This window comes from Rhodococcus sp. EPR-147 (assembly GCF_001647185.1).
Classification (GTDB): domain Bacteria; phylum Actinomycetota; class Actinomycetes; order Mycobacteriales; family Mycobacteriaceae; genus Rhodococcoides.
This window is the reverse complement of sequence record NZ_LVCU01000232.1, coordinates 1-16,741: the sequence shown is the minus strand read 5'-3', so window position 1 is coordinate 16,741 and position 16,741 is coordinate 1. Positions and strand designations below refer to the sequence as shown.

At 64.9% G+C, this 16,741-nt stretch carries 18 protein-coding genes; 8 read left to right on the top strand and 10 right to left on the bottom strand.

Annotation, left to right across the window (positions count from 1 at the left end; translation table 11 throughout):
- On the bottom strand, positions 1–1,072 hold a 1,072-nt coding region (gene mrf / locus A2J02_RS11410; RefSeq protein WP_068050180.1), incomplete at its 3' end, for a ribosome hibernation factor-recruiting GTPase MRF.
- Positions 1,073–1,209: 137 nt separating this feature from the next.
- Here mrf and rpmB point away from each other — a divergent pair.
- The 7 genes from rpmB (at position 1,210) to A2J02_RS11375 (ending at position 4,331) form a co-directional block, all read left to right on the top strand.
- On the top strand, positions 1,210–1,446 hold the full coding sequence (rpmB, locus tag A2J02_RS11405) for a 50S ribosomal protein L28 (protein WP_032404320.1): 237 nt from the start codon (positions 1,210–1,212) through the stop codon (positions 1,444–1,446).
- The gene (gene rpmG, locus A2J02_RS11400; protein ID WP_170944568.1) at positions 1,443–1,613 is read left to right on the top strand and encodes a 50S ribosomal protein L33; all 171 of its coding nucleotides are present in this window, start codon (positions 1,443–1,445) and stop codon (positions 1,611–1,613) included. The genes rpmB and rpmG overlap by 4 nt, the downstream gene beginning before the upstream one ends.
- A 2-nt stretch (positions 1,614–1,615) precedes the next feature.
- Positions 1,616–1,921 (top strand): 30S ribosomal protein S14, encoded by a 306-nt coding sequence (gene rpsN, locus A2J02_RS11395; protein ID WP_068050178.1) that lies wholly within the window; start codon positions 1,616–1,618, stop codon positions 1,919–1,921.
- A gap of 16 nt (positions 1,922–1,937) precedes the next feature.
- Entirely contained in the window at positions 1,938–2,192 is a 255-nt protein-coding gene (rpsR, locus tag A2J02_RS11390) for a 30S ribosomal protein S18 (RefSeq protein WP_008719028.1), read from the top strand.
- 85 nt (positions 2,193–2,277) lie between these two features.
- Positions 2,278–3,204 (top strand): AEC family transporter, encoded by a 927-nt coding sequence (locus A2J02_RS11385; protein ID WP_068050176.1) that lies wholly within the window; start codon positions 2,278–2,280, stop codon positions 3,202–3,204.
- 46 nt (positions 3,205–3,250) lie between these two features.
- A complete protein-coding gene (locus A2J02_RS11380; RefSeq protein WP_068050174.1) occupies positions 3,251–3,715 on the top strand; it encodes a hypothetical protein in 465 nt (154 codons plus the stop codon).
- Between the two features lie 25 nt (positions 3,716–3,740).
- The gene (locus A2J02_RS11375; protein ID WP_068050171.1) at positions 3,741–4,331 is read left to right on the top strand and encodes a DUF1707 SHOCT-like domain-containing protein; all 591 of its coding nucleotides are present in this window, start codon (positions 3,741–3,743) and stop codon (positions 4,329–4,331) included.
- Here A2J02_RS11375 and A2J02_RS11370 read toward each other — a convergent pair.
- Both A2J02_RS11370 and A2J02_RS11365 read right to left on the bottom strand, forming a co-directional pair.
- Complete coding sequence (locus A2J02_RS11370; protein WP_068050169.1) at positions 4,312–6,258, bottom strand: vWA domain-containing protein; 1,947 nt, start codon at positions 6,256–6,258, stop codon at positions 4,312–4,314. The two genes, A2J02_RS11375 and A2J02_RS11370, sit on opposite strands and share 20 nt — an antisense overlap.
- A complete protein-coding gene (locus A2J02_RS11365; protein ID WP_068050166.1) occupies positions 6,258–7,643 on the bottom strand; it encodes an ATP-binding protein in 1,386 nt (461 codons plus the stop codon). The genes A2J02_RS11370 and A2J02_RS11365 overlap by 1 nt, the downstream gene beginning before the upstream one ends.
- A gap of 236 nt (positions 7,644–7,879) precedes the next feature.
- On the opposite strand from A2J02_RS11365, the gene A2J02_RS11360 reads away from it, so the two are divergent.
- Positions 7,880–8,743: a DUF559 domain-containing protein gene (locus A2J02_RS11360; protein WP_068050164.1), complete on the top strand. Its 864-nt coding sequence runs from the start codon at positions 7,880–7,882 to the stop codon at positions 8,741–8,743.
- A gap of 67 nt (positions 8,744–8,810) precedes the next feature.
- On the opposite strand, the gene purH is transcribed toward A2J02_RS11360, so the two are convergent.
- The 7 genes from purH to A2J02_RS11325 form a co-directional block, all read right to left on the bottom strand.
- Entirely contained in the window at positions 8,811–10,364 is a 1,554-nt protein-coding gene (purH, locus tag A2J02_RS11355) for a bifunctional phosphoribosylaminoimidazolecarboxamide formyltransferase/IMP cyclohydrolase (RefSeq protein WP_068050162.1), read from the bottom strand.
- Complete coding sequence (gene purN / locus A2J02_RS11350; protein ID WP_068050161.1) at positions 10,361–10,984, bottom strand: phosphoribosylglycinamide formyltransferase; 624 nt, start codon at positions 10,982–10,984, stop codon at positions 10,361–10,363. Before purN ends, purH begins: the two co-directional genes overlap by 4 nt.
- Positions 10,985–11,055: 71 nt before the next feature.
- Positions 11,056–12,522 (bottom strand): cell division protein PerM, encoded by a 1,467-nt coding sequence (locus A2J02_RS11345; RefSeq protein WP_068050159.1) that lies wholly within the window; start codon positions 12,520–12,522, stop codon positions 11,056–11,058.
- Between the two features lie 71 nt (positions 12,523–12,593).
- A complete protein-coding gene (locus A2J02_RS11340) occupies positions 12,594–13,823 on the bottom strand; it encodes a DUF5336 domain-containing protein (protein WP_156516193.1) in 1,230 nt (409 codons plus the stop codon).
- Between the two features lie 95 nt (positions 13,824–13,918).
- Entirely contained in the window at positions 13,919–15,043 is a 1,125-nt protein-coding gene (gene sfnG / locus A2J02_RS11335) for a dimethylsulfone monooxygenase SfnG (protein ID WP_068050155.1), read from the bottom strand.
- 108 nt (positions 15,044–15,151) lie between these two features.
- Positions 15,152–16,375: an acyl-CoA dehydrogenase family protein gene (locus A2J02_RS11330; RefSeq protein WP_068050153.1), complete on the bottom strand. Its 1,224-nt coding sequence runs from the start codon at positions 16,373–16,375 to the stop codon at positions 15,152–15,154.
- A gap of 68 nt (positions 16,376–16,443) precedes the next feature.
- Positions 16,444–16,741: DUF2200 domain-containing protein (locus A2J02_RS11325; protein ID WP_068050151.1), on the bottom strand; the 298-nt coding region annotated here is incomplete at its 5' end.

Here is a 16,741-nt window from a genome sequence, read left to right as displayed (position 1 = left end):
CGGTGGGGTCGGCCTCGTGCACGAGGACCACCAGAGAGGTGTCACGGTCGCCGAACGTCTCGTCCCATCGCAGCGCCGCCATTGCCCGACGGGTGGCGTCGACGCGGTCCTGCTGCTCCGGTTCCATTGCGGCAAGCCACTTTCCGGCGCTCGCAACACGAAGACCGCCGCCTGCCGATTCGATCCACAGCGCTTCGTCGGGCTGAGTGGCGACCCACGCCCGCCCTCGTGCGGTCACGACGCCGTCCAGCAGCACGTCGATGGCCTCGTGCAATCGCTCGGGATGGAACGGCCGCGTTGCGGTGAACTCGACCAGGGTGACGCCGCAGTCGACGGCCAGCGGCGGCTGACCGCGCAGCAGTGGCGAATGCGCGTCGGTGATCGCGCCGCGACGGGCATCGGCGGGCACGGACGCGAGAAGCGCTCGGGCGTCGACCATTGCGTCCCGGGACACCCAGACGACGGGCGCATTCGGTGCCAGCCGCGCGAGGACGGCAGCAAGACGGGCCCGCTCCCACGCGTCGACGTCCGGGCCCGCGGTGACGACGAGCGCATCGGCGTAGTCGACCTGCCCCACCACCAACTGCGCGACGGTTCGGTCGTCGTCCCCACTGGCGACGATCCCTCGGTCGGCCATGGCGTCGTCGCCGGTGGCGTCGGCCAGCCAGGTTGCGGCATCGAGGCAGTCGACTACTGCCTCGATGCGGACGTCACGCGAGGCCGGGCCGTCGATCTGCCCGACGACACCCGCCACGACGACGTTGTCCACGGCCCAGCACAGCGCCTCGGGCTCGAGCGCGGGGTCCATGGCGAGCACGATGCGATCGACGTTGCTGCGAGCGGACAGTGCGCGCAGCAACGGCAGCAGATCCTCCCGAAGCGTGCACGAGACGCATCCGTGCGCCAGCTCCAGAATGGTCTCGCGCGGGTTCTCCCCCAGTACGGAGAGTGTGCGACGCACGACACCTTCGGCGACGCGGCTCAGATCGTGGCGGACCGCTACTGTCCCCGGCGCGAGCAGCGATGTCACGACTGCGTCCATGGCTCCGGTCCAGCCGGAGACGAGGACCATCGGGGTTCGATCGTCCGGTGAGTTGTTCACGAGCACCCTTCTTCTCGACAACGATTGTCATTCTCTGAGGATGCACGCTACATTCGAGATCACGCTTTGTCGAAAACGATTGTCATAATGGAAAGAAAGGAGTGCTCGTGTCCGCGCACTGCCAAGTCACCGGCCGCACCCCCGGCTTCGGAAAATCCGTCTCGCACTCCCACGTGCGAACCAGCCGTAGGTGGGACCCCAACATCCAACGCAAGACGTACTACGCACCCAGCCTCGGCCGACGCGTCACTCTCACGCTCTCGGCCAAGGGCATCAAGACCATCGACCGCGACGGCATCGATGCCGTCGTCGCCAAGATCCGCGCACGTGGGGAGAAGATCTGATGGGCAAGAGCACGGACGTCCGTCCGATCGTCAAGCTGAAGTCGACCGCGGGGACCGGCTACACCTACGTCACTCGCAAGAACCGTCGCAACGATCCCGATCGACTGGTGATGAAGAAGTACGACCCGGTCGTGCGCAAACACGTCGATTTCCGAGAGGAGCGGTAGCCGTGGCGAAGAAGTCGAAGATCGCCAAGAACGAACAGCGCAAGGTCGTCGTCGCCCGGTGGGCAACCCGTCGCGCCGAGCTCAAGGAGACCATCCGCAGGCCCTCGAGCAGCGACTCCGAGCGCGCACAGGCCCAAGCAGCACTGCAGCGTCTGCCGCGCGATTCGAGTCCGGTACGATTACGCAATCGTGACGCTGCGGATGGACGTCCGCGCGGTTATCTACGGAAATTCGGGCTGTCCCGCGTGAAAATGCGCGAGATGGCTCACCGTGGGGAGCTGCCAGGCGTCCACAAGTCGAGCTGGTAAAGGGAAAAGGTTTCAGATGGCAGTCAAGAGAGCACCGTCGAAGAAGGTCCGCGCAGAGGCAGGCCGTCGACCGAAGAAAAACCCGTTGAACGCCGCCAAGGTCACCACGGTGGACTACAAGGACATCAACCTCCTTCGTCAGTTCATCTCGGACCGCGGCAAGATCCGCAGCCGTCGGGTCACCGGGCTCACCCCGCAGCAGCAGCGCCAGGTCGCTGTTGCAGTGAAGAACGCTCGTGAGATGGCATTGCTGCCGTTCACCAGCCGCTGATCCAAACTTTCGTTCAGAGAGGCCACGTAGCCATCGGCTACGTGGCCTCTCTGTCGTTCCCGATCCAGAGATGAGCAGTCCGTAGATGTCCGGCGTCCTCGAGGGCTTCACCGTCATCTTCGTCGTCATCGCACTGGGTTACCTGCTCGCCCACCTGAAAGTGCTCGGCGAACACGGCCAGTTCGTACTGAGCCGACTCGTGTTCTTCGTCGCGACGCCCGCGCTGCTGTTCGTCACGCTGGCGAACTCGGATCTGTCGGTCATTCTGTCGCCTGTACTGGCCGTAGCCGGCACCACGGCACTGCTCGTCGGCGCCGTCTATTTCGTCATAGCCAAGCTGGCTCTGAAACGAACCGTGCCCGACGCGACCGTCGGCGCACTTGCGAGTTCGTACGTCAACGCCGCCAACCTGGGTATCCCGATTACCGTCTTCGTGCTCGGCGACGCGAACTTCGTCGCTCCCCTGCTGCTGTTCCAGATCATGGTCTACACCCCGATCGCGGTGACGATTCTCGACGTCTCGACGGAGATCGAGAAGGTCTCGGTGCTCAAGACCGTCACCACACCGTTCCGGAATCCGATCGTGCTGGCCGGCGCTGCAGGACTGGTTCTGTCCATCACCGGCTTCGAGCTGCCCGAGGCGTTGATGCAGCCGTTCCAGCTCGTCGGGAATGCGTCCGTCCCGGGCGCGTTGCTCGCCTTCGGCCTGTCTCTCTACGGTGCCCGAGTGCTGCAGAAGGGCATCAGTCCACGACGGGACGTAGCCCTGGCCACGGTGTTCAAGATGGCACTGCAACCCCTGCTCGGCTACCTCATGGCCCGGTTCGTGTTCGGTCTGGACGGGCACGATCTGTTCGCCATCGTCGTCGTCTCGGCGCTGCCGACCGCACAGAACGTGTTCGTCTTCGCCAGCCGCTACCAGCGCGGGGTGGTACTCGCCCGAGACACTGCGTTCGTGACCACGCTCGTCTCGATCCCCGTCATCGCGCTCGTGACACTCTTCCTCGCATGAGCCGAACACAAAGGTTCTCCTCAGCTCACAGCGCTAGTTTGGTTTCATGAGGTTTCTCGCTGCAGGAGTGATGTTGTGCCTGCTGCTGGTCGGCTGCAGCACCGCCTCCGGCAGCGACGACGAGACGACGCCGACGGTCGGATCCACCACGCCGGTCGGTCTCGCTCAGCAACCCAGCGCACCTCCGGTTCCTCACGAAGTGCCCGTCGGCGACGTCGGCACGATGTTCGAGCCCACCCCCGATCTGATCCGCGCCACCACCACTCCGTTCGAGTCGTGGAGCCAGGTCTCCCCCAACACCATCGCGGTCCACTTCGTCACCGGCACTCCCGAGTGCTACGGAGCCGACGCGTCGGTGACCGAGACCGACACCACCGTCACCATCGAACTGCGTACCGGGACCAAGCCCGACGCCGCCGACAAGTCCTGCATCATGGTGGCCGTCTACGCCACCATGCAGATGACTTTGGCCTCTCCCCTCGGGAGCCGCACCATCCTGAATGCGGCCTGACCCTCACGCAGGTAGGGTCCGGGCGGTGAGCGATCATCTGCCAGACCGAGATCGAAGCCGGATTCGCGCGGCCGATGCGGACCGGAATCTGGTCGCGCAGCTGCTGAGCGACGCCTTCGCGAACGGCCAACTCACCATCACCGAGTACGACGAACGCACGGCAGCGGTGTACCGGGCGAAGACCTACGGCGAACTCGACGTACTGACCGGGGACCTGGTCCTGTCTCCGCCTCCCGCACGTGCGCCATCCGGTGGCTCCGCGAACGACCGCGTGATCGCCATCATGAGCGGTGCGATGCGTAAAGGAGAGTGGACCGCGGCGGCGCGCATCGACGCGTTCGCCTTCTGGGGTGGCATCGAACTCGACCTACGCCGTGCATCGTTCTCCGCCGAGGAAACCACCATCAACTGCGTGGCCATCATGGGCGGCATCGAGGTCACCGTGCCGCCCGGAGTGAGCGTCGAGGTCCGCGGCATGGGGATCATGGGCGGATTCGAGCACGTCAGCGCGGCCCACCCCGGCGCACCGCGCGTGGTCGTCACCGGCTTCGCGTTCTGGGGTGGGGTGTCGGTCGAGATCAAGGACCCCGACAAACCTAGGATCGCCGACGCTTGAGGTAGTCCGTCACCACCGCAGCACCGAGTCCGTCGAGATCCGGCGCGATGACGCGCCCGCCCACACGCTCGGCCATCTTGTCGACCACCCGAGCCAGACCGGGATCGTCGCCGAGCCGAAAGATCGTCACCTGCGCCCCGAGTTTCGCGACGGTATCGAGCTCGCGGACGGTCAGTCCCAGTGTCTTCGAAGACGGTGGGTAGTCGAAGTACGCGTGACCGTCCGGCTCGAGATGCGCCGTCGGCTCGCCGTCGGTCACGATCAGCACCACGGGCTGCGCATTGGGATGACGCCGCAGATGACGTACTGCCAGCATCAGTGCGTGGTGCAGGTTGGTGCCCTGATCGTAGGCACCGTCCAACCCGGCCAACTCCGAGGCCGTCAATGTCTGTGCGTGCCTGCCGAATCCGATGAGTTGCAGGTCGTCACCGCGAAATCGGGTGCTGACCAGGTGATTGAGCGCCAGTGCCGTGCGCTTCATCGGCACCCAGCGGCCGTCCATCACCATCGAGAACGACGTATCGACCAACAATGCAACCGCAGCCTGCGTTCGCGTCTCGGTCTCGCTGATCTCCACATCGGTCACCTGCAACTGCACCGGGAAGCCCGATCCTGTTGCCGCCGAGCGCAGTACCGCATTGTTGACCGTCCGCGTGACATCCCACGGCTCGGTGTCACCGAACTCCCACGCTCGCGACGCTCCGGTGGGCTCCCCCATCGCACCCGCCTTGCGGGTGTCTCGCTCGCCGCCGCGTCGGGACAGCTTTCCCGCGACGTCCTTGAGCGCAGACTGCCCCAGCTGACGCATCGCTTTGGGTGACAGACGCCATTGCCCGTCGGCACCCTTGTCCATGAAACCCTGCTGCTGCAGGGCCTTTTCGAGCTCGGCGAGCATTCTGGCATCGGCCGCCGCCTCGGGCCCGAGTTGCTTCAGCAGGGCGTCGGCATCGATGTCGTCCAGTGCGGCACCGTTGTACTGCTGCGAGAGCTGGTTTCCCAGGTTCTCGAGGTCGGCGATGTCCTGGAGCGCACCGGTACCGTCGCCGAGTCCCATACCGTTCTCGCCGCGGAAGTTCTGCGAGCCGTCCCAATCCTCACCGGGCCGGGCCTGCTGGAGATTCTGATCGAGTTGATCAAGCTGGTTCAGCAGATTCGAGTCGCCGAAGGCCTGCTGTGCCAACGCATCGAGCTCGGCCCGCTGCTCGGGCGTCAGAGAGTTGCGCAACCGCTGCGCCGCTGCCGCCCGCTGGGCGAGCGAGTCCAACAACTCGTCGACATTCTCGGGGTTCTCCGGGAAATGCTGACCGTGCTTGTCCATGAACTTCTCGAACTGCTCGTCGGTGTCCTCGCCCTTGTTGTGGGCGTCGAGCAATTCGTTGAGGTCCTTCAGCATGTCGCTGATGGCCTGGCGATCTTCCTCGGTGGCACCTTCGAGAGCTTGCTTCATGCCCGCGAAACGCTGATCGAGCATTTCGCGTCCGAGCAGATCCTTGATCTTCTCGTAGTTCTCGCGACCCTCGGACGAGCGCCAGTCGTAGTCCGAAAGCTCCTGCACCGCTTGCGCAGTGGACGGAGACAGATCGCCGATCTGCATCTCTTGGAAGCGAGCATCGTCGTCGAGAGCACGCGCCAACGCCTTGCGCTCCTCGAGTACTGCCTTGTCCAGCAGCTCACGTACTTCCTGCAGCGTGCCGTCGAGGTTGTTCTTCTTCAACAGATCTCGACGACGCTTCGCGGCCTGCGCGGCCAGGTCGTCGAGCCCGCGCATGTTCTTCGTCCCGCGACGCAGCATCTCCTGCAATGCCCGACGCGGTGACGCGCCCTTGAGCACGTCCTCGCCGATCGCGTCGAGCGCCTCGCGCAGATCCACCGGTGGCGCAAGGGGATCCGGACCGTCGTGATACCGCCCGTATCTGGAACGACGCATCAGCTGTACACCGTCTGACCGTCGTCGTCGGGGTCCTTGGAGATGCGACGCGCGAGGTAGAGGCCCTCGAGGGCAAGTTCCACGGCGGCTGCCTTTTCCCCGTCCGAGGTGGCGTTCAGCCGCTCGTGGATGTCGCCGATGACCTCGACGTCGGGCAGCTCGTCGAGCAGCGCTTTGGCGGTGATGCGGTCGCCGGTGACGATCGGTTCGCCGGTCTCCACTGCCGTCACCAGAGCGGCGAGGTTGATGCCGCCCAGGTGTGCTCGGACGGTGTCCGCAGTCGCGCGGCGCAGCATGTGTTCGAGCACCTCGATTTCGCGGCCTTCTTCGCCGGATTCGAATTCGACCTTGCCGCGCAGCACCTCGATGATGGTGCCGAGATCCACCGGCCGGGCCACGGGCTCGGCCTCCCCCAGGATTGCGGCTCGGTGAACGGCTGCGGCAGCGATGGTTTCGGCTGCGGCGATCGCGAATCGGGCGGAAACGCCGGAGCGCTGGTCCACCGACGGCGACTCGCGCAGCAGTCGGGTGAATCGGGCCAACACCTCGAGCAGGTAGGTCGGGACTGCGGCCTGCAGCTCCGCTTCCTGATCGATGACGGCCACCTCGGCGTCGAGTTCGAGGGGGTAGTGAGTCCTGATCTCGGCTCCGAAGCGGTCCTTGAGCGGGGTGATGATGCGTCCGCGATTGGTGTAGTCCTCGGGGTTCGCACTCGCGACCAACATGACGTCGAGCGGCAGACGAAGCGTGTAGCCGCGGACCTGGATGTCGCGCTCCTCCATGACGTTGAGCAACGACACCTGGATGCGCTCGGCGAGGTCGGGGAGCTCGTTGATCGCCACGATGCCGCGGTGGCTACGCGGGACCAGGCCGAAGTGAATGGTTTCCGGGTCGCCGAGGCTGCGGCCCTCGGCCACCTTCACCGGATCGACGTCGCCGACGAGGTCGGCCACCGAGGTATCCGGGGTCGCGAGCTTCTCGGCGTACCGCTCGCTGCGATGCCGCCACTCGACGGGAAGGTCGTCGCCGAGTTCCTTCACCTTCCTGATGCTGGCGGGAGTGATCGGCTCGTATGGATGCTCGCCCAGTTCGGCTCCGGCGATCACCGGCACCCACTCGTCGAGCAACAAATTCAGGGTGCGCAGCAGTCGCGTCTTGCCCTGACCGCGCTCGCCGAGCAGAACCACGTCGTGACCGGCCAGAATCGCGCGCTCGAACTGCGGCAACACCGTCGAGCCGAATCCGACGATCCCCGGCCACGGATCTGTGCCGTCGCGCAATGCCTTCAGAAGATTTTCCCGCAACTCTTCCTTGATCGACCGCTGCCGATGTCCGGATGCCTTGAGTTCGCCGAGAGTGGAGATGCCAGGTTTGGTAGAGGTCACTTCTCCACGCTACGAGCGTTTGCCGAAAGCTGCCATCGAGAGCGGGGTTCCCGTTCCGCCGAGCTCGAAGTTATGGACAGAAATCGGGCGGATTTCGTCCATAACTTCGAGTTCGGCGGTCGATGCACACTTCGGCCCAAGATCGATCACAGCGGCATAACTGTGGACAACTATTTAGTTCATCCACAGCCAGCGCTCGGCCACTTTTCGCGCGAATCCGATGCCACTCTGCGTACATGGACAGCGCACCTTTCGTCGGATCCGAGGCGGTGGCCAACGGGTTGGTCACGCGCCAACAGCTCCGGCAGCACTTTCGTCGCATCTATCGCGACGTATACATCGACCCGAACAGCGATCTGGATGCGCCTACCAAGGCAAGAGCAGCGTGGTTGTACTCCCGAGGCAAGGCAGTGGTCTCAGGAATCAGCGCTGCGGCGGTGCACGGATCTGGCTGGATATCCGCCGACAGCGATGCCGAGCTCATCTGGGCGGAACACCGCCAGAAGATGGGCGGCCTTCGCATCGGCTTCGACGAGCTGCCAGCGGGAGAAATCGAGACGATCGACGGCTTGGTAGTCACCACATCGGCGCGAACTGCATACGACCTCGGTCGACGCAGGCCGTTCGGAACCGCCGTGGCACGACTGGATGCACTCTGCCGAGCCACTGGAGTCGGCGTTCACGACATCGCCAGGCTTGCCGAGAACCATCGAGGTGCCCGTGGCATCGTTCAGCTCAGGGCCGTGCTCGCTGTGGTCGACGCGGGTTCGGAATCACCACAGGAGACACGCACCCGACTGGCCCTCATGGACGCAGGCCTACCCCGCCCACAAACTCAGATCGAGGTGGTGGGTCCGGATGGGAGAGTTTTCGCCCGCATCGACATCGGCTGGGCACGGTGGAAGGTCGCGGTCGAATACGACGGCGAACAACACTGGTCGGACGAGAAGCAGCGGGCCTGGGACATCGAGCGTCAACACCTGCTCGAAGCAATGGGCTGGACGGTGATCCGAGTCAGCGCGATGCAATTGCGCACCGATCCATGGGGCGTCGCGGCGAGAGTTCGAGACAAACTGCGTGCCGCCGGGGCAAAGGTCTAGCCGAACTCGAAGTTATGGACGGATTTCGCCGGAAATCCATCCATAACTTCGAGCTCGGCGTCAGGCACTAGTGCGCGAAGTGTCGCGATCCCGTCAGATACAGCGTCACGCCTGCATCCTGCGCCGCGGCGATCACTTCGTTGTCGCGTACCGAACCACCCGGCTGCACAACGGCTTTGACGCCTGCGGTCATCAGTACCTGCAAACCGTCGGGGAACGGGAAGAAGGCATCGGAGGACGCCACCGAGCCGACGACGCGATCCCCGGCTCGCTGAACGGCGAGGTGGGCGGCATCGACGCGGTTGACCTGGCCCATTCCGACGCCGACCGAGGCACCGTCGTGGGCGAGCAGGATCGCGTTGGACTTCACGGCCCTACCTGCGCGCCAGGCGAATTCGAGATCCTTCAGGGTCTGCTCGTCGGCAGGCTCGCCGGCAGCGAGGGTCCAGTTGGCAGGATTGTCGCCGTCTGCGTCGAGAACGTCGCGCTGCTGCAGCAGTGCGCCGCCGGAGATCGGCTTGAGTTCGACGCCCGAGGTGGACGGCACCTCCGCCAGCAGCACACGAATGTTCTTCTTGCGCTGCAGCACTCCGAGAGCACCGTCGGCGTAGGACGGCGCGATGATGACCTCGGTGAAGATCTCGGCCACCTGCTCGGCCATCTCGACGGTGACCTCGCGGTTGGCTGCGATGACGCCGCCGTAAGCACTCACCGGATCGCACGCGTGGGCCTTGCGGTGCGCCTCGGCGATGTCGTTGCCGACAGCGATACCGCACGGGTTGGCATGCTTGATGATCGCGACGGTGGGGTCGGCATGATCGAACGCCGCCCGCCACGCTGCATCGGAATCGGTGAAGTTGTTGTACGACATCTCTTTACCGTGCAGCTGCTCCGCCCGCGCGATGCCGGAGCTTGCAGGATCGACGTAGAGCGCCGCAGCCTGGTGCGGGTTCTCGCCGTAGCGAAGCACGGCCGAGCGATCCCAGGTTCCGCCGATCCATTCCGGAAACGACGATTCGGTATCGGGGGTCAGCACATTGCTCATCCACGACGCCACCGCGACGTCGTAGGCGGCCGTGTGCTGAAAAGCCTGTGCCGCAAGGGAAGTCCGCTCGGCGAGGGTGAATCCGCCACCGGCCACGGCCGTGAGCACGTCCTCGTAGCGGGCCGGGTCGACCACCACGGCAACCGAGGGGTGATTCTTGGCTGCGGCGCGCACCATCGACGGTCCGCCGATGTCGATCTGTTCGACGCATTCGTCCGGCGTCGCCCCGCTGGCGACGGTCTCGGTGAACGGGTACAGGTTCACCACGACGAGCTCGAACGCCTCGATGCCCAGTTCCTCGAGCTGCGAAAGGTGTTCGGGCTTACGGGTATCGGCGAGCACGCCGGCATGCACCCGAGGATGCAGCGTCTTGACGCGACCTTCGAGGGTCTCGGGGAATCCGGTGAGATCCTCGACCTTGGTGACCGGGATTCCGGCGTCGGCGATCTTGCTCGCCGTCGATCCGGTGGACACGAGAGCGACGCCCGCACCGTGCAAGCCGGTCGCCAGTTCGATCAGTCCGGTCTTGTCGTAGACGCTGACCAGCGCGCGGCGCACTGCTTTACGTTCACTCATCGGATTATCTGAGCCTTTCGTCCATCGGAGGTGACACCTGTGGTGGCCACGGCTGCGATCACGTCGACCAGCAACCGTCGCTCGACAATCTTGATGCGTTCGTGCAGAGCAGCTTCGTCGTCGCCGTCGAGAACCGGTACGGCTTCCTGCGCCAGGATCGGCCCGGTATCGACGCCGGAATCGACCAGATGAACCGTCGAACCGGTCAGTTTGACGCCGTGGTCGAGAGCGTCCCGCACAGCATGTGCGCCGGGGAACGACGGCAGGAGCGCGGGGTGAGTGTTGACGATGCGTCCGGTGAAGGCCCCGAGAAATTGCGGGCCGAGGATCTTCATGAAACCGGCGGTGACGACGAGATCGGGCTCGTGCGCCAGAACGGCGTCGGTGAGCGCGATGTCCCACTGGGCTCGATCGGCGTAGTCCTTCAGTCCGACTCGAAAGTTCGGCATTCCGGCCTCGTCGGCACGGCGGGCTGCGTCGCACTCTCGATCGACTCCGACGGCGACGATGCGCGCGGGATAGCTCTCGGCAGCAGTCGCGGAGATGAGCGACTGCAGAAGCGAGCCGGTCCCCGATGCGAGGACGACGACCCGCGCGGGTGTCTCACGCAAGGCAGTCAGCGCACTACTCCTGAATTGTCGAGGCGGATCGTTCGAGCCAGCGGAAAGCCTAGTCGCTGCGCCGCAGAGCCCTACCGGGCAGGTCCGTCCCGGTCTCCTGGAGGTGCAACGACCTCGGCATCCAGCGGTTCGGCGGTAGCGGCCTCGACGATCGCGTCCGGTTCTTCGGCCGCTGGCATCTCGGCCGGGACGTCGTCGACGACCTCCGCCTCGACGACATCCTCGACCACCTCGGTCTGTTCGTCGTCCTCCGATTCGGACGGGGCGGTCTCGGACGGGTCAGGCTCGGATGGGGCCGGTTCGATCGCCAACTCGGCCACAGGTACCGGAGTCGGAGCGGGATCGTCGCGAGTCGGCTCGGGTTCTGCTCGACGCCACACGACGAAGGCTGCGGACGCGGAACCGACGACGGCCAGCCACGCGAACGTCAGCAGCCCGAAGCTCCAGACGGTGACTTCGACTGTTCCGAACGTGCCGAGGTTTCCGCCCGCGGCGTAGCCGAGCAGTGCTGCGAGCGCTCCGGTCGCGGCCGCAACGACCCATACCGAGGACACTGCAACCTGGATGTCGGCGCTGCGGATGGCGCAGTCGCGGCCGAGCAGCAGTCCGGCACCGATAGGGACGACGAGCATGACGACCCAGATCGTCTGGGCCGATCCTTCGGGGAGGACGGCCAGGATCGGCAGCGGTGGTAGCGGTCCTCCGGTGGTGGAGAACAGGCTGACCGACGCCTCGCCGAACCCGGCTGTGGAACCGGTGGCCACCGCGAGTGCACCGATGACGATGTTGGGGAGATAGAGCACGGACAGCACGGTCAGCCCGAGCATGCCGACAACATCGCCTCCGCTCTCGAGCAGTGCGCCGGCGGTCTCCCAGGAGACGAGCAGGGCGAGCAGTACGACCGCCGCCCCGCCTGCAGCGAGGATCGACAGCGCGCGCACGAAGGGCGCAACGAGCGCGCGAACCCAGTCCGGAAGTCCGCGGCGGATCACCACCGAGTCCCAGCACGCGAAGAGCAGACCGGTTCCGGATGCGGCCGCGTGCACGCCTGCGACCCAGGAGAAGGCCACGAGAGCATTGGGACTGGACAGTCCGATGACGGTGGACGCATCCTTGGCGACGGCCAGAGCGATGGCGGTGACGGCGAGCGGGCCGGCCATCGACGCCGCGAATACCCACCGAAGCACGCGACGGTCGGTGTCGGAGTCCACCGCGTGGTGGACGGTACGAGCGACGGACCAGCCGATGATCAGGGTCGGCAGCAGCGGTGCGACACCCAGGGAGGTGCCGCCGATGCTCAGGGGCACCAGGTGCACGGCGAACCACGAACCGGCGATCGCTCCGAGCGTTCCGGTGAGGTCGCTGTTGGCCGAGACGAGGGTGACCAGAGCAAGGGTCGTCGCGATCACCACGACGAGTCCGGAGGTCTTGAAGGCCACTGCGGCGAGCATGCGCGACTGATCGGGCGTCGGTCCGGTGCTCGCGCGGGGAGCCCGGGCGGCCGCGCGTCGCGTCTCTCGGTTCAATAGATCGCTCATCGCAACGAGAGTCGCATCATCTTCGCGGCGCGCCGGTCAGGCGCGCCGCGAAGTGGGTTGTGATGCCTGAATCAGTCGTTCTTCTTCTCGTCGTCCACAGCAGGAGTGGCACCGAACGACTGCGTGGGCGCGCCGTACGGCGTCGACTGCTCGCCCGATTCGGGCTCGTCCGACTTCGCCGGAGGCTGGCCGTATCCCGAAGGCTGGCCGTATCCCGAAGGCTGGCCGTACTGGTACTGGTTCGGCGGATAGGCCTGCCCGCTCGGACCGGTGTACGGCGGCGGTGCATAGCCGCCCTGAGGCGACGAGGGGTTGGGGGCGGACTGTCCGTACGGCGGCTGCCCACCCGGGTTGTAGGAATGCTGACCCGACGCCTGTCCGCTCGGTGCTTGACCGCTGAGACCTTGACCGCTGGGACCTTGACCGCTGGGACCTTGACCGAAGTTCGACGAGGTTCCCTGGGGCTGGCCGTACGACGGCGGATTGCCGTAGGCCTGCGGTTGCGAGGGTCCACCGAACGACGTCGTCGGCGCGTTGTACGGGTTCTGCTGGCCGTATCCGGGCTGCTGATTCTGGTTGCCGTAGCCCGCAGGCTTGGGAGCCGGAGCCTTGACGATGCCCGCGTCGAGCAGCAGTGCCAGCACCGCGGCGGCTGCTTGGACGAAGCCCAGGACGAGCACCAGGATCGCACCGATACCGAGCGAGCTGGTGGTGCTGGCGAACTCGTTGCCCTCTGCGCTGGGCAGGCTGAACGACTGGAAGACCAGCACCAGCCAGCCGGCGATCGCCAGGGCGGCAACCACGGCCTGGTTCCTGGCGTCCTTCTGTATGAGCGAGGCACCGGCGATCAAGCCCGCTGCCAGCAGCAGAGCAACCGACACCGCGCTTCCGCCGGAGGCGAAGAAGGTGGTGCTGAACGACGTCTGGATGCTGCTCGGCAGTTCCTGAGACGAGGTGACCTCGGCGGTGACGAGGTCCAGCAGGCCGAGCAGGAAGGTGACGACGCCGAGTCCGAGGATCACGAACGTGAGAATTTTCGGCAGATTCGCCAGTCCTGATCCGGGCGACTTACGTCCGGACGCGGCCGGCCCTGGTCCGGCCGGTGCCGAGGTGCCCGGCACCGGAGGGCCGAAGGGATTGGACACCGACGGCTGGTGAAAGGGCTGGTTCTGTCCTGGATGACCCTGCGGGTTGGACGACGGCTGATTCGGCGAGGACGACGGGCCGTAGGACGGGCCACCTCCGCCGTAGCCACCAGAGTTGGAGCCCCCTGTTTCAGGGCCGCCGGGCGAGTAGGTCATCGCGTCTCCTCATCTGAGATTGTCCGTACCCCAGGTCGGTCGGGTCCGAGAACTCACGCTACTGCACGGACCCGACCGATCACGGAACCGAAAGGTCAGCGGGCTGCCACCAACTCCTGGTCGTTCGCCTCGGCGGCCTCGAGTTCGCGAACCAGCGGCAGGACTTTCGCCCCGAAGTACTCGATCTCCTCCTGGAAGTGCAGGAAGCCGCCGAGAATCAGATCGACGCCGCGGCGACGGTAGGCCACGATGCGCTCGGCCACCTGCTCCGGGGTGCCGATCAACTGCGTCTTGAACCCGTCGTTGTACTGAACGAGGTCCTCGAACGTCGAGTCGGCCCACATTCCCTTCTTGTCGCCCGTCGAATTGCCGGCCTGTTGCACCGCTCCCTTGAAACCTTCGACGGCAGGCTTGTTGGCCTTCTCGATGATCTCGCGCAATGTGTCTCGCGCTTCCTTCTCGCTGTCTCGCGCGATGATGAAGCCGTTGAGCCCGAACTTGACCTCACGCTGGTGATCACGCGCGACGCGTCGGAGATTGTCGAGTTGCTCGGTGACGCCGTCGAAATCTTTGCCGTTGCTGAAGTACCAGTCCGAGTACCGTCCGGCATTCTCCTGCGCTGCAGACGAATTGCCGCCCTGGAACAGTTCCGGGTTGGGACGACCGGGAGTGTTCAGCGGTTTGGGCTTGAGGGTGAAGTCGTGGATCCGATAGAAGTCGCCCCGGAAGTCGACGTCGTCCTCGGTCCAGATCTTGCGCAGCACCTGCAGGAATTCTGCACTGCGACGGTATCTTTCGTCATGTTCGAGCCATGGCTCGCCGAGGTGGGTGAACTCGTCCTTGAACCAGCCACTGACGACGTTGACGGCGAAGCGGCCGTTGGACAAGTGATCCGCGGTTGCGCCGAGCTTGGCCAGTACCGCCGGCTGCCACAGCCCGGGATGCACTGCAGCAATGACTTTGAGCCGTTCGGTGGCCAACAGCAACGCAAGCGAGAAGCTGGTCGACTCGTGCTGGAACTCGGCCCCGTAGCTGGCTTCGTAGCGAACCTGACTCAGGGCGTACTCGAATCCGTTGTTCTCGGCCGTCTGCGCCAGCTTCTTGTTGTACTCGTAATCCCAGCTGGTGCGCTGTTCGATGGTGCTGGTGACCAGGCCTCCCGAGACATTGGGAACCCAGTATGCGAATTTGATCGCGTCGGTGATCTTTTCGGTGCTCATGTGTGCGTCATCCTTCGGCGGATCAATGTGCCATCCACGCGCTCAGATGGTGTGAATGGCACATTCATCCGGAAATCGGGGGTCGGATCGGGGCCAGAAAGGTGGGGACTACGAGTACCAGGTGGGCTCGGGCAGTTCGCCCGTGAGAACCCAGCGCCCGACCTCGCGTCGCTTGTATGCGACCGGATCGTGCAGGGTGTGCGTACGTACGTTGCGCCAGAAGCGGTCGAAGCCGTACTTGCTGGCCGTCGCACGCGCGCCGAGCGCCTCGAACACCGTCGAGGTGATCTCCAGCGAGACCTCGGTTGCGCGAGCCTTGACGGCGGCGACGCGTACCTCGTGATCACCGCGCCCCTCGGCGGTGACGTTCCAGGCGTTGTCGTGAATCTTCTGTCCCTCCAATGCAACTGCGTCGGCGAGAGCTTCGACGGCCCAGAGCTTGGCGGTCAGATCGCCGTAGATGTCGATGATGTACGGCTCGTCGACGGCCTTGTCCACGGTGCTGTGCAGCCAGGCACGGGTTTTGTCCTTGGTGTACGACGCGGCCTCCTCCAGTGCGCCCCTCGCGATACCGAGGTAGAAGTTGGCGAACACCAGCTGGATGGTCGGCACGTTGAGGGTGTTGTAGACGCGCGGCTGAAAAGCTTTGTCCACGAACCCTGCTGCGCTGGCCCAGTCGACGCGAACCTTGTCGATGGTGACACTGCCACTCTCGGTCTGGCGCTGGCCGATGTTGTCCCAATCGTCATGGAAGGACAGTCCCTCGATGTTCGACGGCACGATCGCGAACACGTGATCGGTGCTGCCTTCGAGTGCGCCTTCGAGCACGGTGACGTCGGAGACGCGACTGCCGGTGGAGAAGGTCTTCTTGCCGTCGAACACGATGGTGTCACCCTCGTCGGTGACGGCGACATCGTTGTCGCGAGGATTGACGGCTCCGCCGAAGAACCACTTGTTCTTCGTCGCGTCCGCTTCGACGGCCTCGATCTGTTCGGGGGTGCCGACGAGTCGTGCGGCCCAGAACCACAGCAGGTGGTATCCGAGCAGCTGACCGATCGAACCGTCGGCTTTCGAGACGGTGCGAATCACCTGGTAGGCCGTGGGCCAATCCTGTCCTGCGCCACCGTGTTCGACGGGGCCGAGCAGGGTGACGAGGCCGGAGTCCTTGAGTAACTGGACCTCGGCGGTGGGGATCTCGCGGCCCTTGTCGCGAGCGACGGCGTCGACAGCGAGGAGTTGAGCTACCTCACCGGCGCGGGAAATCCATCCGGCAGCAGTCGTGGGAGCGTCGGGCCAGTTCTTGGTGAGGGCACGGTTTTCGGTGGTTGTCATGACGCTCAGTGAAGTCCGGCTCCGAGCCCGGGACCACACTTCGAATCAGCGTGATTTCAACAGCGCCGTCAGCTCCGCAGAATTTTCTCCATCTTCTTGCCCTTGGCGAGTTCGTCGATCAGCTTGTCCAGGTATCGGATTTTCTGCATCAGAGGGTCCTCGACGTTCTCGACGCGAATGCCGCAGACGACTCCGGTGATCAGGGTCGCGTTCGAGTTGAGGTCCGCTGCCGCGAAGAACTCGTCGAACGTCGTGTCATCCTTCAGGTGGCGCTCGAGAGTTGGCTGATCGAAGCCGGTGAGCCACCGAATGATTTCGTCGACCTCGGCTTTCGTCCGACCTTTGCGCTCGGCCTTGTTCACGTAG